Source organism: Streptomyces sparsus (genome assembly GCF_054776295.1).
Genome location: NZ_BAAHCA010000636.1, coordinates 1773 through 2887 on the forward strand (window position 1 = coordinate 1773; position 1115 = coordinate 2887).

The window sequence follows — 1115 nt, forward strand, 5'->3', positions numbered from 1 at the left end:
AGCGGGAGAGCGCTTCCCTGACACGGAAGAGGTCACTGGTTCAATCCCAGTATCGTCCACACCTCGCACAGAGCCCCCGGCCTTCCGGCCGGGGGCTCTGTCGTGCGGGCACTGCGCGGGCCCTCCCGAGTCGGGCGGCCGACGGCCGTTCGGGGGCGGCTCAGGGGGGTTCGGGGGCGGCTCGGCTCAGGAGGAGAACAGCATGCGGCCGAAGCCCTTCTTGCCCCGGTAGCCGTGGTGCCCGTGCCGCGGCGCTCCCCAGGCGGGTGCCGCCGCGTAGGGCTGGGCGGCGGGGTAGGGCTGCGCCGGGTACGGCTGGCCGCCCGGGTGCGGCTGGGCGGGCGGCGGCGCGGGCTGGGCGGGCGGCGGCTGCTGGCTCCACTGCGACTCCAGGCTGGTGAGCGCCTCCAGCTCGCCGTAGTCGAGGAAGATCCCCCGGCATCCGCCGCACTGCTCGATCTGCACGCCGCCGCGGTTGTACGTCTGCATGGGCGCACGGCACTTGGGACACTGCATCGTCTGCTTCTCCTCGCGAAAACCGGCCGGCCCCTCCGGCCGGAGCCAGCCTAAGCCTGTGCGGGCCCTCCGGGGCCGGCAATGCGCAAGCAGGTGTCCAGCAGCACCAGTTCCACCTCGTCCGGCGGCCTGCCCTCGGCGACTGCCCGGACCAGGCCGCTCGCCGCGGTCTGCGCGGTCAGCGCCCGGGCCGGCACGTCGAGCACCGCCCACGGGTCGGTGCCGGGCGGCACCGCGCAGCCGCCGGCGTCGAGATAGGCACCGAGAAACCGCTGCCAGTCCTCCGTCGGCAGCAGACCTGCGGCGTACCAGGCCGCCGGCCGGGCCAGGTCCCACGCCGGGTCCCCGACCCCCAGGTCGTCGACATCGATGAGCAGCCAGCGCTCCGCGCGGCTCGGTGGCCGCACCAACTGGCCCAGGTGCAGGTCTCCGTGGCAGAGCGCGACAACGGGACCGGCGCGACCGGTCCCGTTGTGGGCGGCGGGCGTCCCGTCCTGGGCGGCGTTGTGGGCGTCGGCGTTCCTGGCACGGGCGGGGAGGCCCGCCCACACCCGCTCGACGAGGCGCACGTGCCGGGGGTCGGCGCCACAAGCGCGCAT

2 protein-coding genes are annotated in these 1115 nt (G+C 75.3%); both read right to left on the bottom strand.

The features are described 5' to 3' along the window. Positions 1–186: 186 nt before the first annotated feature. Positions 187–516 (bottom strand): TFIIB-type zinc ribbon-containing protein, encoded by a 330-nt coding sequence (locus tag ACYVE9_RS21420; RefSeq protein ID WP_461029516.1) that lies wholly within the window; start codon positions 514–516, stop codon positions 187–189. A gap of 50 nt (positions 517–566) precedes the next feature. Beyond that, the coding region (locus ACYVE9_RS21425) for a phosphotransferase family protein (protein WP_461029517.1) at positions 567–1115 on the bottom strand (549 nt) is incomplete at its 5' end.

Bases quoted from the DNA above. Each gene is read 5' to 3' on its own strand.
- ACYVE9_RS21420 (WP_461029516.1), bottom strand. From the start codon at position 516: ATGCAGTGTCCCAAGTGCCGTGCGCCCATGCAGACGTACAACCGCGGC.